14 protein-coding genes and 1 pseudogene are annotated in these 16,382 nt (G+C 71.6%); 6 read left to right on the top strand and 9 right to left on the bottom strand.

All coding sequences use genetic code 11. The annotated features are described in order from the left end of the window. Positions 1 to 85 precede the first annotated feature (85 nt). From OG741_RS31130 to OG741_RS31115, 4 genes are all read right to left on the bottom strand, one after another. A complete protein-coding gene (locus tag OG741_RS31130) occupies positions 86 to 763 on the bottom strand; it encodes a 4'-phosphopantetheinyl transferase (RefSeq protein ID WP_405603320.1) in 678 nt (225 codons plus the stop codon). An 888-nt stretch (positions 764 to 1,651) separates the two neighbouring features. Continuing rightward, complete coding sequence (locus OG741_RS31125; protein ID WP_405603319.1) at positions 1,652 to 2,929, bottom strand: LCP family protein; 1,278 nt, start codon at positions 2,927 to 2,929, stop codon at positions 1,652 to 1,654. A 76-nt stretch (positions 2,930 to 3,005) separates the two neighbouring features. Continuing rightward, complete coding sequence (locus OG741_RS31120; protein ID WP_405603318.1) at positions 3,006 to 5,126, bottom strand: bifunctional polysaccharide deacetylase/glycosyltransferase family 2 protein; 2,121 nt, start codon at positions 5,124 to 5,126, stop codon at positions 3,006 to 3,008. After that, positions 5,123 to 5,476, bottom strand: a complete 354-nt coding sequence (locus OG741_RS31115; protein WP_405603317.1) for a hypothetical protein — start codon at positions 5,474 to 5,476, stop codon at positions 5,123 to 5,125. Before OG741_RS31115 ends, OG741_RS31120 begins: the two co-directional genes overlap by 4 nt. 591 nt (positions 5,477 to 6,067) lie before the next feature. On the opposite strand from OG741_RS31115, the pseudogene OG741_RS31110 reads away from it, so the two are divergent. The 6 genes and pseudogenes from OG741_RS31110 to OG741_RS31085 all read left to right on the top strand — a co-directional run. Beyond that, a pseudogene (locus tag OG741_RS31110) lies at positions 6,068 to 6,238 on the top strand (Lrp/AsnC family transcriptional regulator); the annotation flags it as partial. A gap of 49 nt (positions 6,239 to 6,287) precedes the next feature. After that, positions 6,288 to 6,935: an ABC transporter permease gene (locus OG741_RS31105; RefSeq protein ID WP_405603316.1), complete on the top strand. Its 648-nt coding sequence runs from the start codon at positions 6,288 to 6,290 to the stop codon at positions 6,933 to 6,935. Next, positions 6,928 to 8,223 carry an ABC transporter ATP-binding protein gene (locus tag OG741_RS31100; RefSeq protein ID WP_405603315.1) on the top strand — a complete coding sequence of 432 codons (1,296 nt, stop codon included), beginning with the start codon at positions 6,928 to 6,930 and terminating at the stop codon, positions 8,221 to 8,223. Before OG741_RS31105 ends, OG741_RS31100 begins: the two co-directional genes overlap by 8 nt. Beyond that, entirely contained in the window at positions 8,220 to 9,089 is an 870-nt protein-coding gene (locus tag OG741_RS31095; RefSeq protein WP_405603314.1) for an ABC transporter permease, read from the top strand. The genes OG741_RS31100 and OG741_RS31095 overlap by 4 nt, the downstream gene beginning before the upstream one ends. Next, a complete protein-coding gene (locus OG741_RS31090; protein WP_405603313.1) occupies positions 9,089 to 10,078 on the top strand; it encodes a glycine betaine ABC transporter substrate-binding protein in 990 nt (329 codons plus the stop codon). The genes OG741_RS31095 and OG741_RS31090 overlap by 1 nt, the downstream gene beginning before the upstream one ends. A gap of 193 nt (positions 10,079 to 10,271) precedes the next feature. Continuing rightward, on the top strand, positions 10,272 to 10,958 hold the full coding sequence (locus tag OG741_RS31085) for a phosphatase PAP2 family protein (protein WP_405603312.1): 687 nt from the start codon (positions 10,272 to 10,274) through the stop codon (positions 10,956 to 10,958). 42 nt (positions 10,959 to 11,000) lie between these two features. Here OG741_RS31085 and OG741_RS31080 read toward each other — a convergent pair whose 3' ends face one another. From OG741_RS31080 to OG741_RS31060, 5 genes are read right to left on the bottom strand one after another with little or no spacing between them, the layout of a single operon-like run. Next, complete coding sequence (locus tag OG741_RS31080; protein WP_405603310.1) at positions 11,001 to 12,326, bottom strand: glutamate-1-semialdehyde 2,1-aminomutase; 1,326 nt, start codon at positions 12,324 to 12,326, stop codon at positions 11,001 to 11,003. Between the two features lie 7 nt (positions 12,327 to 12,333). After that, complete coding sequence (rfbC, locus tag OG741_RS31075) at positions 12,334 to 12,885, bottom strand: dTDP-4-dehydrorhamnose 3,5-epimerase (RefSeq protein WP_405603308.1); 552 nt, start codon at positions 12,883 to 12,885, stop codon at positions 12,334 to 12,336. Continuing rightward, the gene (locus OG741_RS31070; protein ID WP_405603306.1) at positions 12,882 to 14,132 is read right to left on the bottom strand and encodes a polysaccharide pyruvyl transferase family protein; all 1,251 of its coding nucleotides are present in this window, start codon (positions 14,130 to 14,132) and stop codon (positions 12,882 to 12,884) included. Before OG741_RS31070 ends, rfbC begins: the two co-directional genes overlap by 4 nt. Continuing rightward, complete coding sequence (locus OG741_RS31065) at positions 14,129 to 15,085, bottom strand: glycosyltransferase family 2 protein (RefSeq protein ID WP_405603304.1); 957 nt, start codon at positions 15,083 to 15,085, stop codon at positions 14,129 to 14,131. Before OG741_RS31065 ends, OG741_RS31070 begins: the two co-directional genes overlap by 4 nt. Further along, entirely contained in the window at positions 15,082 to 16,377 is a 1,296-nt protein-coding gene (locus OG741_RS31060) for a hypothetical protein (protein WP_405603302.1), read from the bottom strand. Before OG741_RS31060 ends, OG741_RS31065 begins: the two co-directional genes overlap by 4 nt. Positions 16,378 to 16,382 lie beyond the last annotated feature (5 nt).

Below are 16,382 nucleotides of genomic sequence, written 5' to 3'. Positions count from 1 at the left end.
GAGCCAGGCCGACATGGTTGACGATCCAGCGGGCGAGACGGGTGTTTGGCCAGATACTCGGGGCACTACGACCCTAGGCACAGCCCTACCGAGCAACCTGGCGCAGGTTTGGACGTGCAGGCAGGAGGGCGATCGCGGTGAGGACGATGCCCTGGTCGACGAGCCACCGTCCGTGGAACCTGCGGACCTCGTCCTCTCCGATGCGGGGACCCGGGACCAGGAGCTCGGCGATGAACGTCCGCTCCGCCGGCTGGAAGCTGACCGAGGCCTCGTGGAAGTCGAGCCATCGGTGGGTCAGCGGGAACCAGGTCTTGTAGACGGACTCCTTCGCGGAGAACAGCAGTCGATCCCAGTGCCGGTCGGCACCGAGGCTCGACAGATGCGCCCGTTCCTCGGGGAGGGAGATCACGTCCAGGACCCCTTCGGGGAGCGGCTGGTGCGGTTCGGCATCGATTCCGAGCGCCGTGATCTCGTCGGCTCGAGCGACCGCCGCGGCCCGGTACCCCAGGCAGTGGGTCATGCTGCCCACGGTTCCGCGCGGCCAGAGTGGTGCGCCCCGCTCTCCCGGCAGCAGCGGCATCGGGGGAATGCCCAACGTGGCCAAGGACTCTCTCGCGCAGCGTCGTACGGTGGCGAACTCGCGGCGCCGGGCTGCCACCGCTGCCGCCACGACAGTCGCCTCCTGCGGGAACAGCTCCGCGTCCACGGCGTCGTCGAAGGCATGATGCGCCGCAGTCACCGACGGCAGAATTCTCTCGATCAAGGTCGGCTCGCTATCCGATCCGTCGCAGCAGGGGCGTGTGCAGTCCGGATCACGCTGTCCCGCAGCGTCACGGAGGTGTTCGGCCTCGCATGCACACTGACACCGTTGTACGCCCGGATCTCCGAGTGCTCGAGCGTGAGCGTTCCCGCATGGCAGCCGACGACGCTGGCATCGCGGCCGACCAGCACGAGACCGTAGACTCGAACCGACCCGAAGGAGTCAAGGACGGCACCCCGAGGCTGGCTCACCGCCACGGAGCCCGGATCGCCGAGTGCGGCTGACTGGACCTCCCCCTGGGCGGTGAGCGCCTCTTCGTAACGACCGGGGGCGATCTCAGCCAGCGCCGCTCGGCCCCGTCCGGCCGCAGCAGCGAGAGCGGACGTGATGTCGGGGTACGCGGGAAGACCACCGTGCGGCGAGACGAAGTACCTCGCGACCATTCCCGCCTTCTCCCCCCGTCGCTCACTTGGAGCCGTCTGTCGATGGTATCCGAGCAGTTGAACGGAGGCGGCTACGCAGGTGGACGCCCACCACGGCCGCTTCCCCATGGCCGGCGCACTGTGGGCGTACGAGTCCAAGAGGGATGACAAACTGCACGCACGCCAGGCCCAGATGTTCCACCTCTGGGAGGCTGCCATCCAATTCCACGCCACCGCCGTCCTGTCTGCGCTACTCCAGGATCGGTCCGCCCTCGAGCGGGAGCTACCGATCCTCAAAGACCAGTTCAACGAGGGGCGCGTGACCCCGGAACGGGCCACGCTTGGTGTCTGCCGAACTCCGGGCTGCAGTCAGCAGCCCGGACCTCGACGGATTGCGTGAGCGGTCGTCACGCGACGACGCGCGGCTGACAGCACCGCCCCGGTGCCACGGAACGCCTGACGACAGGACCTACGGCACCCGCCTCGCCGCTCCGGAGGACGGGTGCCGGTGCCGAGACGTCTTCCCCGTCTCCGTCACCGGCCGGTCGTGCCGCAGGTCGTCGAAGAGCCGGGACGACTTCTTGGCGTCCCACTTCAGTACGTTGCCCTTGGGCGTGGGGACGCCGATGCCGGACACGGGCACGTTGATCTGCGTGCCGTGTCCGCCCGAGACGCTCTGCACGGCGCGGAACACCCTGCTGAGATCGCGCAGGCTCATGCCCTTGTCGACGATGAGCGTGTCGAGCCCGGCCTGCATGGCCGGACCGATCTCCCGCGGGTCGAAGAGGGTGCCGGGACGGGCGGCCTGGTGGGCGAGGGTCGACAGGAACTTCTGCTGGTTCCTCGACCGGCCCAGATCGCCCTCCTTCTCCTGGTGCCGCTGGCGGACGAAGGCGAGCGCCTGCTTGCCGTTCAGGGTGTGACAGCCCTTGCGCAGGTCGGCGCCCGACTTCTTGTCCTTGATGTCCCGGTCCAGGCACATGCGAACGCCGCCGATGGCGTCAACGATGTTCACGAACCCGGCGAAGCCGATCTCCGCATAGTGGTCGATGCGCAGCCCGGTGTTCTTCTCGACGGTGTGCACCAGCAGTTCGGGGCCGCCGTAGGAGAAAGCGGCGTTCAGTTTGTCCCCCTCGGGCCGCTTGGTCTTGCCCGTCGATGTGTCGAGGCGGCCGGGCACGGTGATCCAGGAGTCGCGCGGCAGGCTGACCATGCTGGTTCCGTGGGCCCCGGTGTGCACCAGCATCATCGAGTCGGTGCGCCGCCCGCCGCCCGCGCCGGCGTGCAGGTCCTTCACGTCGTCCGGCGAGAGCCCGTCGCGGCTGTCCGAGCCCACGATGAGGTAGTTGGTGCCCTCGCCGGGCGGCGGACGGTCCCCGTACGCTCCGAGGTCGACGTCACGTTGGAGCCGGGTCTCGGCCCAGCCGTACGTGCCGCCCACCGCGACGACCACAACGGCCAGCAGGACGAACACCGCCCGCCGCAGCCTTCTGCGCTTCTTCGGCCGCCGGGCGTGGGCGCGCCGGGGCCCGTAGCGGGAGCTGGGGCGTTCGGCGAACCGCTCACGAGCGTCGGAGCCTTCCGGGGCCGCGTACGACTCCGGGCCGGGTGTCGGCTCCGGGCGCCACAGCTCGCCCGTCATCTGCACCGGCCCCCGGCGCACGGGACGGCTCCCGGCGTCGCCGTTCCAGCCGTGCTCCCCCGTGGGTATGGTGCGTCCGGCCCGCTGGTCAAGCGGGTCTGTCATGGTCAACTCCCTTGGTCATGTCCCAGGTCCGACTCGCGCGGCCGCTCGCCGGTTCCCGTCCCGTCCCACACCTGGATCACTGCGACGACAGGCTCCGCCGCGGGGGCGGCTCGTCCAGCGGATCTCCGGACGTCTCCCCGGACGGCATTTCGAGCAGATACGGGTCGGCGGTTCCGGTGCGCTTCATGCTGTGCCACTTCAGTCGGGTGCCGAGCAGCGCCGTGGTCACGGAGTGGATGACCACCAGGTACATCAACTGCCGGTAGACGAACTGCTGGAGCGGCAGTACCCACAGCACGCGCAGCCGTTCGCGGTCGAGCCGCAGCGCGTACGCGGCGGTGACCAACTGGACGGCGAGGAACCCGAACCATACGAGGGCGGCCTCCAAGGGGTCGCGGAACAGCGCCCCGAACAGGGCGAACATGTCCACAACCGGTGCGCACAGCGGCAGCACGATCTGGAACAGCGTGACGTAGAGCAGCACACGACGGCCGAAGCGTCCGGCGGGGCCGACCTCCGTCACCGCGTGACGGTGCTTCCACATCGACTGGAGGGTGCCGTAGCACCAGCGGTAGCGCTGACGCCACAACTGCCGTACCGTGCTGGGCACTTCGGTCCAGGCGACCGCCGACTCCTCGTAGACGACGCGCCAGCCGGCCCGCCAGAGCGCCATCGTGAGGTCCGTGTCCTCGGCCAGGGTCTCGTCGCTGACGCCGCCGACACCCATCAGCGCGTCCCTGCGGAAGGCGCCGATCGCCCCCGGCACCGTCGGCATGCACTCCAGGACCTCGAACATCCGCCGGTCGAGGTTGAAGCCGAGGACGTACTCCAAGTGCTGCCATTTACCCAGCAGGCGGCGCCGGTTGCCGACCTTGGTGTTGCCGCTGACCGCACCGACCGCCGGGTGGGCGAGCGGCTGGACAAGCCGGGCAAGCGCCTCGGGTTCGAAGATGGTGTCCGCATCGACCATGACGACGATGTCGTGCCGGGCGTGCGCCAGGCCGGTGTTGAGGGCGCTGGGCTTGCCGCCGTTGGGCTGCCGGATCACCGTCACCCGCGGGTCGTCGATGTCCTCAGCGATGTCCGCGGTGGCGTCGGTCGAGCCGTCGTCGATCACGATGATCTGCACGTGCGGGTGGGTGGAGGCGAGCAGCGAGTACACGGTGGAGGCGATGCCGGCCTCCTCGTTGTACGCGGGCACCAGGACCGTCACCGGCTCCCGCACCTCGCGCAGCCGTGGTGCGCCGGGCCGGTACCGGTGCAGCCTGCGCACGTGGAGCCGGGCGAACACCGCGAACAGGAGCATCCGCAGGACGCCGAGCACGCCCGTGAGGGTCAGGGTCCACACCATCACGGTGAGGAAGGCGTGTCCGAGTCGCTGCGACCAGATCAGGCCCTCGCCCTTGATCTCCTGGGCGACCGGGACCTGGTCGAGGAAGGAGGGACGTTCAAGGCCGCCGCTGATGGTGGTGAACCGTTTCACGCTGCGGTCCCGCAGCAGTTCCTCGGCCTCGTGGTAGCCCAGATCGGTCTGGCTGTGCTGCGTCACCACCCCCCGCCACGGCTTGCGGTCCTTGTGGTCCGAGGCGACCACCAGGTACCCCTGCGCCGCCGCGCGATTCGCGGCCGACCACTCGGCGCCGCAGAGCGTGTCCGCGGCCGTGGTGTGCGGCAGCCGCAGCAGGGTGGTGTTGATGCCGACCGCACCCGCGAAAGCGGTCTGGGTGAGCGACAGTTCGAGGCGCGCGCGCAGCGGCGAGGCGACACCGAGGTCGCCGCCGCTGTAGGTGTACGAGCCGATCTCGTGGCCCTCGTACAGGATCCGCCGCATCAGCTCCGGGTGACGGGCCGCGTCCTTCCCGTAGACGAAGAAGGTCGCCCGCGCGTGGTGCCTGCGCAGCAGGTCGAGCAGGCGCGGCGTCCACACCGGGTCGGGCCCGCCGTCGAAAGTGAGCGCGGCGGTCCCCGGCGGCATGGCCGCGGTGGTGACCCCCGTCGGGCCGAACCGCAGCAGCGGCTTCCCGTCGTCCGCCTCGCGCGGGATCGGCCGGGTGCACGGGGGCTTGGCGCGCGCGGCGTCGACCTGATGGGTCGTCCAGCCCTCGAAGAGGAGGGTGACGGCGACCACCAGGAGAACCAGCAGGAGGACGAGCCAGTGTCCGCGCGGCGGGCGGCGAACAGCGGCGCGCCGGCTCACTGCTTCAGGCCTCCGGCCGGCGGGACGGATCTGCCGGCCGGCGGGCGGCGGTCGTCCCGGTCCGCGTGGGCCCCGGCCGGTGGCCGGTGGGCCTCTGCTCGGGCCGGTGCGCCGGGGCCGTGCGGCGCCTTGCCGGTGTCCGGGCCGGAAGGCGCTGGTCCGTTCGTACTCGGCGGGTGCGTGCCGACGGGGTGCCGGAGTCCGCTGATCAGCGTGCCGACGAACAGCAGATACCCGAGGCAGGCGCAGCCCACGGCCAGCGCCACGCCTTGCAGCGTCCGCCTGCGCCAGCCCGACTGGTCGATGAAGACGGGGAGTTGGGGGGCGGCGGCCTGGGGACGTCGTGTCACTGGGGTCACGCGAGGCGCCGCCACCCGGTGCGGCATGCGATGTGTGATGTCCCGCCCTGTGTGCTGCTCCCTGCGGGCAGGGGGTACGGACGACAATCGCCCGTCGTGCGGTGTGCTGGCTATGTGGGGGATGCCCTGCACTGGTGCTCCTGATCTGCGGCCGCGCACGCGCGACTCTTTGTGTGTGGGGGTACGGACCCGGGGGTCCGCTGTACTGCCCGTGCGACGTCGGAGCCGCATCCCGGTGCCCGGCGCGTACGGAGGGTTCCCGTACGCGCGCATGCCATGCGCCCTTCCCGGGTGGGGCCGGGAAGACCACGTACGCATGTGCCCTCACAAGGGCCGGGAGGCCAGGGTGCGGCCGTCTGCCATCACGCAGCCCCCGACCCTAACTCGGGCGGATGGTGTCGGGCACCCCCGATCGGGCGGCGGGCACCCGGACGGCACGGCAACAGGCCGTCCTGGCCTTCGACATCGCGATGAACGACATGGAGCAGCGGCGGTGCCTGCCCCCGCACCCTGGCCCGCTCCGAACCGTCCCCCCACCTTCGGCGTCGCCACGGCCCAAGTCCTCCTCACCGCCGGCGGGGTGGTGACATGCTGTGCCGTTTGGTGGCACGCTCGAATGCCGACTTGCAGCGCGCGATCGACCGGATGGTGGGATTCGATGGCATCGTGCCGGCCTCGACGGCGATCACGTTGGAGAATCCGGTACCGCTCCGGATCACTCCACTGGTGCGCCAGGCGTCGCGGCAGGCGCCGTATGGACCGCTGACCGCTGGAGGACCGGCCTTGAGGGAGGGACCGAGAAGTGAGCTTCTGGGAGTACCTGAGCACCCGCTACCAGCAGCTGCTGGTGGACGCCTATCAGCACGCCAGCGCCGTCTTCCAGTGCATGATCGTCGCCACGGTGCTCGGGGTCCTGATCGGCGTCCTCACCTACCGCACCGAGTGGGCGGGAAACCTCGCGATCACCACGACCGCAAGCATCCTCACCGTCCCCTCCCTGGCTCTCCTCGGCCTGCTCGTCCCGGTCGTCGGCCTCGGCGTCGCGCCGACCGTCATCGCGCTGACGCTGTACGGACTGCTGCCCGTGGTCCGTAACGCGGTCGTCGGGTTGCGCGGAGTCGACCCGGCCCTCGTCGAGGCCGCCAAGGGCATGGGGATGTCACGGTTCGCCCAGCTGCTCAGGGTCGAACTGCCCCTCGCCTGGCCGCCGATCCTCACCGGTGTCCGGGTGTCGACCCAGATGCTGATGGGCATCGCGGCGATCGCGGCCTTCGCCTCGGGGCCCGGGCTCGGCAACCAGATCTTCCGCGGGATCTCCAGCCTGGGCAGTGCGAACGCGCTCAACGAAGTACTGTCGGGGACGCTCGGAATCGTCGTCCTGGCCCTGCTGTTCGACGCCGGGTACGTGCTGATCGGACGGCTCACCATCTCACGGGGGATCCGTGGCTGACTCTGCCGAAATCGTTGAACCGACCTCCCCGACGTCCGGCGCCGCCGGCCCCGGCGGATCCGCCCGATCCGCCGAGCCCGACCGGCCGGCCGCCGCCGGCGCGAGTATCCGGCTGGACAACCTCACCAAGCGCTATCCGGACAGCCGAGCTCCGGCCGTGGAGGACGTGACCCTGGACGTCGCGGCCGGCGAAACCGTGATTCTCGTGGGGCCCTCCGGCTGCGGCAAGAGCACCACCCTCAAGATGATCAACCGGCTGATCGAGCCGACCTCGGGGCGGATCACCATCGGCGGCGAGGACGTCACCGGCATCAACCCCGTGGCGCTCCGCCGCACCATCGGCTACGCCATCCAGGCCACGGGCCTCTTCCCGCACATGACCGTCGCCGAGAACATCGCGCTCGTACCGAAGATGGCCGGCTGGCCCCGCGCGAAGGTGCGGGACCGGGTCGAGGAGATGCTCGAACTGGTCGGGCTGGATCCCGGGGAGTTCCGCGGCCGCTATCCGCGCCGGCTCTCCGGCGGCCAGCAGCAGCGGGTCGGGGTGGCGCGGGCGCTGGCCGCCGACCCGCCCGTGCTGCTGATGGACGAGCCTTTCGGGGCCGTCGACCCCATCACCCGCGAACGCCTGCAGGACCAACTCATCCGGTTGCAGCGCGAGTTACGCAAGACGATCGTCTTCGTCACGCACGACTTCGACGAGGCCATCAAGGTCGGCGACCGGATCGCGGTGCTGCGCGACCGGTCGCAGATCGCCCAGTTCGACACTCCGGAAGCGATCCTGGCCAGTCCGGCGGACGACTTCGTCGCCGGTTTCGTGGGCGCGGGAGCCGGGGTGAAGCGGCTGCACCTCAAGCGCGTACGGGAGGTGGAGCTCGGCGACGTCCCGACCGCCACCGTCGACGACCCGCTCGAGACCGCCCTGCACCTGCTGGACGCGGGCTCGGCCTCCGCCGACCACCTGCTGCTACTGGACCGGGAGCGGCGCCCCCACTCCTGGCTGCGACGCGAGGACCTGACGCGCGCCCGCAGTGCGCAACCCGCCGGAGCGCCGCTGCCGTTGTCGGCGGGCACCCCCGTACGGAGCCGGATCGGGGTGGACATGACGCTGCGGGACGCGCTGGAGGCGCTGCTGGCCGACCGTGCGGGCCGCGTCGCGGTCACGGGACAGGACGGCGCGTACGCCGGCGTGGTGGACATGTCGACACTGCTGAACGCGATGCACGCGGCGCCGGGCGAGCGGGGAGCCGAGGAGGCTCGGCCGACCGGCCGGGGTGAGCCCGCGTGAGCCGCAGCGAGGCCGGTGTCGGGGCCGGTGGTGGAGCCGCTCCCGAGGCCGGTTACGGGTCCCCGGGGCCGGCTCCAGGGCCAGGGCATGACGAGCCCGTGACCCGGCTCGCCGCACTGGACCGGGTCCCGCCCCGTATCACCTGGCAGAAGCTGGTGACGCTGCCGGCCTTCGTCGCGGTCGTCCTCGGCGCCACCGCGCTCTATCTCCGCACCACCGAGCTGGACTCGATCGCCAGGAACGCCCTCGCAGACGGCGCCGTGCGCACCGCACTCCTCCAGCAGACCGAACTCGTCGCGATCTCCACCTTCTTCGTGCTCATCATCGCGATCCCGCTGGGCATCGCGCTGACGCGCGGGGTCCTGCGCCGGGCCGCACCGCCGTTCGTCGCGGCGGCCAACATCGGCCAGGCGACCCCGGCTCTTGGCCTGCTGGCGCTGCTGGTGATCTGGCTCGGCATCGGCCAACGAGCCGCCTTGGTCGGCATCGTGGCATTCGCGGTGCTGCCGGTGCTGAGCAACACCGTGGCCGGCCTGAGGGCCACCGACCCGGCACTCGTGGAGGCGGCGCGCGGCATCGGGATGTCGCCGCTGCTGGTGCTGTTCCGGGTCGAACTGCCCCTGGCCGTACCGCTGATCCTGGCGGGCGTACGGACCGCGCTCGTGCTGAACGTCGGCACCGCGACGCTGGCCACCTTCGGCGGCGGAGGAGGACTCGGGGACCTGATCTCCTCGGGCATCACCAACCAGCGCATGCCGGTGCTGGTGCTCGGCTCCGTACTGACGGTCGCCATGGCGCTGATCGTGGACTGGCTGGGGATGCTCGTCGAGTTGCTGCTGCGTCCACGCGGCCTGGAGGTGGACTGATGCGCCTGACCAGGGTACGGACGGCCGTCGCGGGCGCGGGCGCCCTGCTGCTCGCCGCCGCGGGGCTGAACGGCTGCGGACTGACCAGCGGAAGCCCGCTGGCCGACTCGGTGCAGCCCGGCTCCATCGGGAAGGGGCGACCGCTGAAGGGCGCCCAACTGACCGTGACCTCCAAGGAGTTCACCGAGCAGATCATCCTGGGCAAAATCATGGGGCTGGCCTTCAAAGCGGCCGGCGCGGAAGTCCTGGACCGGACGAACATCCAGGGCTCGATCGGTGCCCGCGAGGCGGTCAAGTCCGGTGCGGCGGATGGGATGTACGAGTACACGGGCACGGCCTGGATCACCTACCTCGGTCACACCAAGCCGGTCGTCGACCCGTACGAGCAGTGGGAGGCCGTACGCGACGAGGACCGCCGCAACGGCATCACCTGGCTGCCCGCCGCCGCGCTCAACAACACCTACGCGCTGGTCGCGAACCGGGCGAATGCGCAGAAGTACCGGCTGCGCACTCTCTCCGACGTGGCACGTCTGACGAAGAAGGACCCGGGCGCGGCGACGATCTGCGGCGGAAGCGAGTTCTCGGTGCGCGAGGACGGCCTGCCGGGCGTGGCGAAGACGTACGGATTCGCCCTCCGGCGCGGGAACTTCAAAAAGATGGACGACGGCGTCGTCTACACCCAGGTCGCCAAGGGCGCAGCCTGCACCCTCGGCGTGGCGGCCACCACCGACGGCCGCATTCCGGAACTCGAGCTGAAGGTGCTGGAGGACGACCGGCACTTCTTCCCCAACTACAACGCGGCACCCGAGATGAACAGTGCCACGATGAGAAAGTACCCCGCCATCGCCGGCCTCCTCGCCCCGATCACCAAGCGGCTGACGGGCGCGGAGGCCCAGCGGCTGAACGCGCGGGTGGACGTGGAGGGGGAGGACCCGCACGAGGTGGCGAAGGACTGGCTGGTGCGGGAGGGCTTCATCCGGGAGGGCTGACAGACGGTTTCGCCCCAGGCTTGAACTCCATCACAACCGGCTCACTGCCCTCGAAGAGATCAGGAGACGGCCAGAGTGCCACGATGGACGGCATGACGATGATCGGCGGTGAGGTCGCGGCCGGGTTCGAGCCGGTGCGCGAGGCGTTCGCGGAAAGCAGGCCGGGCGCAGGTCGGCCGGACGCGGTGGGCGTGTGACCGGCCGGCCGGCGCCCGCGGTGCTGCCCCCGTCGCTGCGCACGTGGCTCGGGCTGATCGCGGTCCTCGCCGCGCTGGTGGTCGTCGTGCTCGGGGTCCTGTACGCCGGCCACAGCGAGCCCGGCAGGGTGGACAGGTGGGTCATCCAGCCGACGGCGGACAGTGTGGGGCCGCCGTGGCGGGACGTAGCTCTGGCCACGGACTTCTTGGGGGAGCCCGTGGGAGCGGCGATGTTGGTCGTGGCCGCCGTGACGGGCTGCCTGCTGTTGCGGCGTCCTCGCGCAGCGGTGCTCATCGTCGCCGGCGTCAGCCTGACCGTGGGGGCATCGACGCTGCTCAAGTCCCTGGTGGGACGCACCATCCACGGCGAGGACAACCTGTCCTACCCGAGCGGGCACACCGCTTTCTTCACCGCGCTCGCCCTCATGGTGGCGCTGCTCGCGACCGGCCGGCTCTGCCTGCGCAGGACGGCCGGAATGTTACTCGTGCTCGCCGCGGCGCTGGCCGCCGGCGCCGCCATGGGCTGGGCACAGGTCGCCCTCGGCGCGCACTACCCGACCGACGTCCTCGGCGGCTGGTGCACCGCGCTGGCGGTGGTACCGGCGACCGCGTGGCTGGTCGACCGGATGGCCGACCGGCTGGTCGATCGGACGGCCGACGCCGGTCGGCGACAGCCTCGCTGACGTCGCGTCACGTCACGTCACGTCACGTCACGTCACGTCACGTCATACCAAGCGGCGGAATACAGGCTTCACCGGCCGCCCGGCCAGCCAGGGGGTGGGGTCAGCGGCGTCCAGTGCCTTCCGGTACACCGCACATGCCTGGGCCACCACATCGACGGTGCGGTCGATGTCGGCGTCGCCGAGCGCGCTGCTCACCACGAACGACGGGGCCAGCACCCCGCCCGCGAGGAGTTGGCGCAGGAACAGGGTGCGGTACCCCTGCGACGGCTGCCCGTGCTCGTCGAGGGTGGCGAAGACCAGGTTGCTGGCCCGGCCCCGTACGACGACGTGGTCGCCGACGCCCATGCCGGCCGCGGCGGCGCGGACACCCGCGGCCAACCGCTCGCCGAGGGCGTGCAGTTGCGCGGTGATGCCCTCCTCGGCATAGGTGGTCTGCACGGCCATCGCAGCGGCCAGCGAGTGCGTCTCCGCACCGTGCGTGGTGGACAGCAGGAACACCCGCTCGCCGGAGTGACGCAGCCCGCCCCACTCCATCAGCTCGCGGCGCCCGGCCAGCGCCGAGACGGCGAACCCGTTGCCCAGCGCCTTGCCGAACGTGGAGAGGTCGGGGACGACGCCGTACAGGCCCTGGGCGCCCGCCTCGGACCAGCGGAGGCCGGTGATCATCTCGTCGAAGATCAGTACGCAGCCGTGCCGGTCGGCCAGCTCGCGCAGGCCGGCGAGGTACCCGGGCGGCGGCTCGGTGTGGCCGGCCGGTTCGAGGATCAGGCAGGCGACCTCGTCCTGGTACCGGGTGAGCAGCTCCTCCGTGGCGGCCAGGTCCCCGTAAGGGAACGCCACGGTGAGCTCGGTGGTCGCCGCCGGAATACCGGCGGACATCGGTGTGGTTCCGATGAACCAGTCGTCGACGGAGAAGAACGGATGGTCGCCGCAGATGGCCACCCGCGGGCGCCCGGTGACGGCGCGGGCGAGGCGCACCGCGGCGGTGGTGACGTCGGATCCGTTCTTCGCGAACTTCACCATCTCGGCGGTCGGCACGGTGGCCAGGAAGCGTTCCGCGGCCTCGACCTCCACGATGGACGGCCGCACGAAGTTGCTGCCGCGGTCGAGTTCCCGGCGCACCGCCTCGAGCACGCGTGGGTGGGCGTGGCCGAGGCTGACCGACCGCAGGCCGGAGCCGTACTCGATGTAGCGGTTGCCGTCGATGTCCCACACGTGGGCACCGCTGCCGTGGCTGATGACCGGGGCCAGGTTTTCGGGCCACTGGTCGTCGCCCTTGGCGTAGGTGTGCGCGCCCCCGGGGATCATGGCGTGCAGCCGCTCGTTCGCCGTCCGCGACCGGGGCAGGAGGAACTCCTCAGTGTCCACGCTGACTTCAGCTCTCTTTCTGCTTCAGGACCTCGGCGAGGCTCGGCGCCTCCCGGTCCCGCTGGGACATCGATGTGACCGGCAGCGGCCAGGGGATGGCGAGCTCCGGGTCGTCGAAGGCGATCGTCACGTCCTCGGCCGGATCGTGCGGGCGGTCGATCCGGTACGAGGTGTCGGCGGTCTCGGTCAGCGCCTGGAAGCCGTGCGCGCACCCCGCCGGGATGTACAGGGTCACCTGCGTCTCGCCGGACAGCTCGAAGAAGGCCCGGTTGCGGTATGTCGGCGAGTCCGTCCGCAGGTCCACGACGACGTCGAAGATCTTCCCGTACGAGCACCGCACCAGCTTGGCCTCGCCGGCGCCGGAGCGCAGGTGCAGGCCGCGCAGCACGCCCCGGACCGAGCGGGACACGCTGTCCTGGATGAAGGTGTCCGGGTCGAGGCCCACCGAGCGGACCACGTCGGCGTCGAAGGTGCGGCAGAAGAAGCCGCGCTCGTCGGCGTACGGCGTCGGCTCGAACAGGTACGCGCCGGCTATCTCGGGAACTGCGGTCGCTTTCATGAAGCCTCCTGCCGGGCATGGGCGTTGGCGTTGGCGCTGGCCTTGGCGGTCGCCGGGAACAGCGCCGCGGTCAAGGCGGTGAACTGGTGCTCAAGTTGCCGAACGGCGAGCAGGTTCCGCTCGGTGAGGGTCCGCCGCAGCTCCGCCGAGCGCTGCTCCAGCGCCCGGAACTGCTCGAGCAGCCGGTCGGCGTCGACCTCGCGAGCCGGGTGGCAGTACGCGCCAAGACCCATCTGAGCCATGAGCGCGTCGCTCTTCGCCGCATAGCTGAGTGCGAGCGTCGGCGTGCCGACCTTCAGCGCGCAGATCAGGTTGTGGTACCGGGTCGCCACCACGGTGTCGGCCGCCGCCATCTCCTTCATCAGGTCGGCAAGCGAGGCCGCCTCGGCAGCGGTGACCAGCGGCGAGTCCACCGCGTCGAGGATCGCGGCGACCACCGGCACGTCGCACTCGTCGCCGGTGAGCAGCCGGACCGGCCTGCCGTCATCGACCAGCGCGCGGACGAAGCGGGTCGTCCCGTCGAGGTAGCGCCGGTGGATCTCCTCGGCCCGGGCGCGGTCGTCATTGCCGCCGTGGAAGTCCATGACGCCGACGCAGACCGGGCCCGGCGGGCCCGAGGGCGCGCTCCCCGGCAACGTCGGCAGGGCGAAGGCGAGGTCCGGGTGCACCTCGTCGCGCGCGGTGTCCACGCCCATCGCCCGCATCGCGTCGCGGGATTGGGTGTCCCGGTACGACCGGTACGTGGCCAGCCGCGCCGACCAGCGCACCAGGGCCCGGGTCGGCCGGTCGCCGATCGCGGCGGCGCCGACGCCGACCAGCGCGACCCGGGTGCGCAGCAGCCGGCCGGATGCGCAGAGCAGGAACAGCGAGTACGGGAAGCCCCAAGGCCGCAGCGGCAGCGTGGCCTCCAGGACGCCCATGCCCGGCACGATCACCACGTCGTGCCGGCGCACCCAGGCAGCGGTGCGGAAGACGTCGACGAGTTTGCCCAGGCCCTTGCCCGCGATCGCGCCCGCCCGTGACGCGGTCCGGTACTCCCCGCGATACCAGTGCAGCCGCGTCGCGGGGATCGCGTACCGGGCCGCGACGACCTCGGGTCCGCCGCACAGCGCGTCCACGATCGCGTCCGGGTGCCCGGCGCGGAGGTAGCCGAGCACGGCCTCGAGCGACCCGTCGTTGCCGAGGTTGCCGGAGCCGAGCAGGCCGAACACCCCGACGCGCACCGGAGTTTCGTCTCCGGACGTCATGCCTGCCTCCCTGCACGACCTTCGCGGCCGGCGACGAGGGCGTCGACGGAGACGGTGAGCTTGGCCGGGTCGACGGGGGCGCGGTCCTCGACCCGCTCGCCGGCGCCCGGCCGGACCCGGCTGGTCATCCATGTGGCCAAGTGGCGGTAGCACGCGCGCCGGTCGGCGGGGGACAACGGCGCCCGCCGGATCGCCGAGGCGAAGCCCCAGACGTACTCGGCGAGCAGCCGGGGCGTCGGGTGCAGCAGGCCCGCCCGGCGTGGGTCCAGGTTGACGCAACGGGAGCGCTTGGAAGGGTTCGCCCGCTCGGCGCGGGTGGGGTGGTCGCGGCGGAAGTAGAGCAGCTCCGGCACCTGGTGGAACGGCCCGTGCAGGGTGATCTCGGCGACGAACGTGCGGTCCGCGTGGTGGTAGCTGTCGTGCGGCTTCACCCGGCGCAGCACGTCGGCCCGCATCACCCCGTAGAAGTCGTCGCCACCGGGCTCGAACAGCAGGCTGCGGAAGCGCTCCGGGGCGTGCCGCGAGTCGGTGGCCAGCCCGTACTCGTACGGGACCTTCACCTTGCCGTCGCCGTCGATGACCGCCTGGCCGCTGTGCGCGAGGATCACGTCCGGCCGCTCGTCCAGCGCCTCCACGCAGCGCCGCAGCAGGTCGCGGGCGTAAAGGTCGTCGTGCGAGGCCCACTTGAACAGCTGGCCGCGGCACTCGGTGAACACGTAGTTGTGGTTCGGGGCGGCGCCGATGTTGCGGGGCAGCCGGATGTACCGGATGCGCGAGTCCTGCGCGGCGTAGGTGCGGCAGATCTCCTGAGTCCCGTCGGTCGAGGCGTTGTCGGAGATGACCAGCTCGAAGTCCTCGTAGGTCTGGCCGAGCAGGGCGTCGAGCGATTCAGCCAGGTACTCCTCGCCGTTGTACACGGGCAGGCCGATGCTCAGCCGGGGTTGGGCGGTCATGACGTCCTCACTTCGGGGATGGGATTGCGGTGGCGCTCGCGCAGGGCGGACCGCAGCTGGAGCCACCACACGGCCGAGGCGCAGACGGTCGCGGCGGCGACGCCCCAGGCCGAGCCGATCGTGCCTGCCACGGCCGCGCCGCCGAGCCCGCCGCCGACGTAGCAGGCGGAGGCGAACAGCTGGCAGCGCAGGCTGCGCCGGGCCGCGGCGAGCGCGCGCAGCCCGGCCGCCGCGCCGGTGCCGAGGCCGGCGCCCGCGACGCCGAGCGTGGCCGGCACGATGAGCTCCGAGGCGGAGTGCCAGACGCCGCCGAGCACCAGCTCGCCGGCCCGGTCCGGCACCAGCAGCAGCGCCGCGCCCCAGAGCAGTGCGGCGGCGGCCTGTCCGCCGCCGAGCAGGAGGCAGAACCTGGCAAGGCGGTGCGGGGCCTGCCGCAGCACGCGTGCCGCCTCCGCGACGGTGACCAGTGACAGCCCCATCAGCACGGCGAGGAACGGGCCGAGCAGGAGCTCCGCGCCCCGGACCGCACCCACCGCGCCGACCCCGACGATCGCGCCGAGCCCGTACGCCCGCAGCTGGCTCGCGCCGCTGAGGCTGACGTTCTCGACCAGGTACCGGTAGCCGAGATCGCGCTGCTCGCGAAGCCACCCGGGCGCTCCGGTCAGCCGGGGCAGGATGCCGGACTGGAGGCAGCCGTACACCGCGGCCACCGCGGCGGACGCGCCCCAGGCGAGCACGAAGGCGGCCACACTGCCCACGCGGGCGGCCAGGACCATGGCCGGGACGAGCGCGACGCCCCACACGAGGTCGTTGACGAACGCCTTCCGCCCGGTGCCGGCGGCGAAGAACGCGAACCGCCAGGCGTCCTGGAGCAGCAGCGCCGGCAGTACGACGCCGAGGCAGGCGAACGCGGGCCCCACCCGGCCGCCGAGGCCGAGCCCGATCAGCAGACACACTGCGCCGAGGGCGGCACCGACGCCGAGTGCGGCACCCGACGACCGGGCCGCCGCCGCGCGCCAGGACGTGTCCGGCACGCCGCTGAAGCGGACCACGAGCGGGTCGGTGGCCAGCCCGCGGGCGACGTTGAGCACCACGCCGTAGGTCAGCCAGGCCAGGCTGAACACGCCGAACGCGGTCAGCCCCAGCGAGCGTGCCACGTAGAGCCCCACCGCGAAGTTGGTCATGCTGGAGGCCGCCTGGTCGGCCAGTCCCCAGGACAGCCGGCCGACCATGGCCTGCTTGGCGGTCCGCCGGTCCGCCGGTGTCGTCGCCTTCTCCCCCTCGGTGGTCATGGGCG

The organism is Streptomyces sp. NBC_01410 (genome assembly GCF_045040195.1).
In the GTDB taxonomy this organism is placed as follows: domain Bacteria; phylum Actinomycetota; class Actinomycetes; order Streptomycetales; family Streptomycetaceae; genus Streptomyces.
Note: the sequence above shows the minus strand (reverse complement) of the source record. Positions and strands in the feature narration are given on the sequence as shown.